Source organism: Parvibaculum sp. (assembly GCF_040882025.1).
Lineage (GTDB): Bacteria > Pseudomonadota > Alphaproteobacteria > Parvibaculales > Parvibaculaceae > Parvibaculum.
Window position 1 is genome coordinate 1 of record NZ_JBBECC010000105.1, and the last position, 4,435, is coordinate 4,435.

Consider the following 4,435-nt stretch of genomic DNA (forward strand, 5'->3'; position numbering starts at 1 on the left):
GACGGAATATATGAACAGCCAACTTGTTGAAACTGAAAGCGGAATCGCCCGCCGCCGCGGCGCGGACGGGGCGGTGACGGTCGAGCGCGAGGGTGCGCCGCCGATCGAAATGCCTGCCGAGGTGCTGTTTCCCGTGGCCTTCAATCTCGAGCTGATGAAGGCGGCCAAGGCCGGCAAGCGCCTTTTCAATGCGCCGATTTTCGACGGGACGGAAGAGACCGAGAACCCGACAAATGCCTTTATTGGCAATACTTTAGCGGCACTGCCCGACGACATAATCGCGGCAGAAGTGACAGGCAGCGATGCGAAATCTGCCGGCATGAAGGCGTGGCCGGTTCGATTGAGCTATTTCGACGGCGCCGACCGCGAGGGTCTGCCGAATTTCGAAATGGGTTATGTCCTTCTATCCAATGGGGTTTCGGCTTCTCTGGTGCTCGACTACTCCGACCTCGAGATGAAGGGACGGCTCGCCGAGGTGCATTATTTCGCAGCGGGCAGCTGCTGAAACACCCCCCTCTGTCACGAAACTGTCAAAAAACTGTCACAAACCGATTTTCGGCTGGAGATGAAGCGAACTTATCCCCGCCTCAACGGGTCAAGCCGCGACCCTTGCCGATCGACTTATCCCCGAATCTGGCTCTGAGCCGATCCATCGCGCGTTCAGCCGAGGCGCGCCGCGTCGCGGCCGGGTCGAGCATGTCGGGCGGATCGGCGAGGTCGGCGGGCCCGAGCTGCGAAATGCCGACGCCGAGCAGGCGGAAGGCGGTGCCGGTCGTTTCCTTTGCGAGCAGGGGCGCGGCGGTGCGGTAGATCACGTCGGCAAGCTGCGTCGGGTCGTGGAGGGTCTGGTTGCGGGTGCGGGTTTTGAAGTCGGCGGTCTTCAGCTTCAGAACCACGGTCGCGCCCGAGAGGCCGGCCGCCTTGGCGCGGGCCGAGACCTTTTCGCAGAGCGGCCAAAGGATGCGGTCGAGCGCGGCGGCATCCGAAATATCGTCCGTGAACGTCGTTTCCGCCGAGATGCTTTTCGCGCCCTGCGACGGCTCGACGGTGCGGACATCGAGGCCGCGGGCGAGACGCCAGAGGCGCCGGCCCATCGAGCCGTAGCGCGCCATCAGGTCGTTTTCTTCCATGCGCTGAAGCTGCGCAATGCGCGTGATGCCGTCGCGGGCGAGCTTCGCCTCGAAGGCCTTGCCGACGCCCCAGATCAGCGACACGGGCTTTGCGGCGAGGAAGGCGAGCGTTTCGGCGCGGCCTATGACCGAGAAGCCGCGCGGCTTGTCGATGTCGGAGGCGATTTTGGCCAGGAACTTGTTGTGGCTGAGGCCGACCGAGACGGTGATGCCGACTTCCTTTTCGATGCGGTTGACGAGACGGGCCATGCTGAGCGCGGGCGAGCCGTGATGCAGACGCTCGGTGCCGGTGAGGTCGAGAAAGGCCTCGTCGATCGACAAGGGTTCGACCAGCGGCGTCAGCTCGCGCATCAGCTGGCGCACCTCGCGGCCCACTTTCGCGTATTTCGCCATGTCGGGCCGCAAGACGACGGCGTCGGGACAGGCGGCCATTGCCTTGAACATCGGCATGGCCGAGCGCACACCGCGGATGCGGGCGATGTAGCAACAGGTCGAGACGACGCCACGCTTGCCGCCGCCGATGATCAGCGGCTTGTCGCGCAGGGTGGGGTCGTCGCGTTTCTCGACGGCGGCGTAGAAGGCGTCGCAATCGAGATGGGCAATGGCAAGCTCGTGAAGCTCGGGATGGAATTTCAGGCGCGGACGGTTGCAGGCCGGACAGCGCGTGGCGCCTTCCGGGGCGGCGGCGTAGCAGTCGCGGCAGAAGCCCTGCGGGGTGGCGGTCATGCGCCATCTCCTCCCGGCCAGAGCCACGCCGCGCCGCGGACGCCGCTGGCATCGCCGTGCTTGTGGGGGCGCAAGCGGGTGACGACCGTGTCGGAGAAGACGTAAGCGCGCCAGCGCGACGGGACTTCGTCGTAGAGGGCGGCGATGTTCGACATGCCGCCGCCGAGGACGATCACTTCGGGGTCGAGAATGTTGATCGTGTGGGCCAGCGCGCGGGCGAGGCGGTCGGCGTAGCGGCGCAGCGCGAGGCGGGCCGGGCGGGAGCCTGTTTCGGCGGCGGCGGCGATTTCTTCGGGCGATAGAGCCTCGCCCTCTTCCTCCCTGTAGAGGCGCGCGAAGGCAGGGCCGGAGAGCCATGTCTCGATGCAGCCCTTCTTGCCGCAATAACAATCGGTGCCCGGATATTCGTCGGGATGCATCCAGGGCAGCGGATTGTGGCCCCATTCGCCGGCAATGGCGTTGGGGCCGGCCAGCAGCCTGCCGCCGATGACGATGCCGCCGCCGACGCCTGTGCCGAGAATGACGCCGAAGACGGAGGCGGCGCCTGTGGCCGCGCCGTCCGCCGCTTCGGAGAGGGCGAAGCAGTCGGCGTCGTTGGCGAGGCGGACCGGGCGAGCAAGCGCGGCTTCGATGTCGCGCCCAAAGGGATGGCCGATCAGCCAGGTACTGTTGGCATTTTTCACAAGGCCGGTGGCGGGTGAGACGGTGCCGGGCATGCCGATGCCGACGCTGCCTTGCTCTCCGGTTTCGGCTTCGAGGGCGGCGACCAGATCGCGGATCGCGGCGATGGTGGCCGCGTAGTTTCCTTGCGGGGCGGCGATGCGGCGGCGCGCCAGTTCGCGGCCTTCGGGGCTCAGCGCGAGGGCTTCGATTTTGGTGCCGCCGAGGTCGATGCCGATGCGCATGGGGTGTTTTGCGATTCAGGTTTCGAGGGGGTGTTTATACTACGATGAAGGAAGACGTGGATGGCCCGAATAAATCGGGCCAAGACGGTTTTGGGGAACCGGGTGCATGGGGTTTGTTGCGTTCATCGCGGAGAGGGGAGCGCTGCTGCGGAACATCTGGATTGCGGCAGTGCTCGTCTTCCTGCTTCCGGCGCTCTCCGCCCATGCGAGTGACCGGCTGACGGTGGTGCTGGTGGGCGACACCGGGCTCAATGCCGGCGGGGCGCCTGTCGATGCGCGGGGCGGCTGGAAGGGCGGGCGGCTGGTGAGCGGCGCCGAGGCGCTGGCCGGGATCGCGCCGTGGCTTGCGGGCGATGTCGTCTTTGCCAATCTCGAAACGACGGTGATGGACCGCAACGACATTGCGGCGCGCGACAAGATGTTCGTCTTCCGCATGCATCCGCAAGGCGCGCGGGAATTTGTGGCGGCGGGCATCAATGTGTTTTCGCTCGCCAACAATCATGCGCTCGACTACGGGACGCGCGGGGCGGGGGAGACGCTCGCCCATGTGGCGGCCGTGCCGGGCTTGCGCGCCTGGCCGGGGCTCGGGCGGTCGCGCGAGGACGCGATGCGGCCGCATGTTTTCGAGATGCGCGGGATGCGGGTTGCGGTGTCGGCCGCCGGCAATGCGGGGGGCGGGCTGCCGGCGCGCGCGGGCCATGCGGGGATGCTGCAAGAGCGGACGGATTTTCCGGCGGTCGCGGCGCGGCTGAAGGAAGAGACGGCGGATCTGCGGATCCTCTCGGTGCATTACGGGCGCGAGTTCGATCCGCTGACCGATGCTGTGAATGTGGCGCGGTTCCGGCGCGAAGCGGCGGGCGCGGGGGCGACGATCGTGGCCGGGCATCATGCGCATGTCGCCAAGGGGGTCGAGATTTCAGGTTCGCATCTTGTGGCGTATGGGCTCGGAAATTTCCTGCATCTCGGGACGCAGAACATGGCGCGGTTCGATATTTGCCGCGATTTCGGGTTGCTGCTGCGGGTGGGTTATGCGCGCGGCGATGAGGGGTTGAAGGTCGAGACGGTGGAGGCGGTACCGCTGACGGGTATGCATTTGCGGGTGGTGCCGATGGAGGGGGCGGCGGCGCTGCTGCGGCTCGAAGTGCTGAATTATCTCGGGGGGCAGCTCGACGGGGAAGACGCGCGGGGGTTGCGGTTTCGTCCGCAGGCGGATGGATCGGGGCTCTGGTGCGCGGCCGGCGCTACGGATGCGCGGTGTGTTGGCTGGGAGGAGCCGGAGGTTTCGGCGCGTGAGGGGGAAGTTGCGGCGGCTTGTGGACGCGTGGTGACGCGGGGGAGTCTTTAGGGGGCACGCGAAGGCGCGAAGACGCGAAGGGAAGGAAGGACTCACGCAGAGGCGCAGAGACGAAAGGGTTTCACGCCCACGGGTCCGCGCTCGCGCGCGGCCCGAGGATAGGCTCCGGCTCGGAGTCGCGGAGAAGAGAAGGTTTCTGGCGCTTCCACCTTCGCCAAGGCTACGGCGGACAAGTCGCGCCGAAGAGTGACGCCATTGCGCGCGGCTCCAGGACAGGCTCCGCGATACTTCCAGTCACTCCTCACATCGTCATGGCCCGCTTTATGCCACTGCTGTCCGGCTAAGCGGTTTCGATTGCAAGAACGTTGCATTTCCCCAAC

General features: G+C 66.4%; 4 protein-coding genes. 2 read left to right on the forward strand and 2 right to left on the reverse strand.

What is annotated here, in order from left to right:
• Positions 1 to 505, forward strand: a 505-nt coding sequence (locus tag WEB61_RS07600; protein WP_368063731.1) for a DUF1849 family protein, incomplete at its 5' end; no start/stop codon positions are given.
• Positions 506 to 587: 82 nt separating this feature from the next.
• On the opposite strand, the gene WEB61_RS07605 is transcribed toward WEB61_RS07600, so the two are convergent.
• Positions 588 to 1,856 (reverse strand): DNA polymerase IV, encoded by a 1,269-nt coding sequence (locus tag WEB61_RS07605; RefSeq protein WP_368063732.1) that lies wholly within the window; start codon positions 1,854 to 1,856, stop codon positions 588 to 590.
• Entirely contained in the window at positions 1,853 to 2,761 is a 909-nt protein-coding gene (locus WEB61_RS07610; protein ID WP_368063733.1) for an ROK family protein, read from the reverse strand. Before WEB61_RS07610 ends, WEB61_RS07605 begins: the two co-directional genes overlap by 4 nt.
• A gap of 106 nt (positions 2,762 to 2,867) precedes the next feature.
• On the opposite strand from WEB61_RS07610, the gene WEB61_RS07615 reads away from it, so the two are divergent.
• Positions 2,868 to 4,106, forward strand: coding sequence for a CapA family protein (locus WEB61_RS07615; RefSeq protein WP_368063734.1), 1,239 nt, complete (start codon positions 2,868 to 2,870; stop codon positions 4,104 to 4,106).
• Positions 4,107 to 4,435 lie beyond the last annotated feature (329 nt).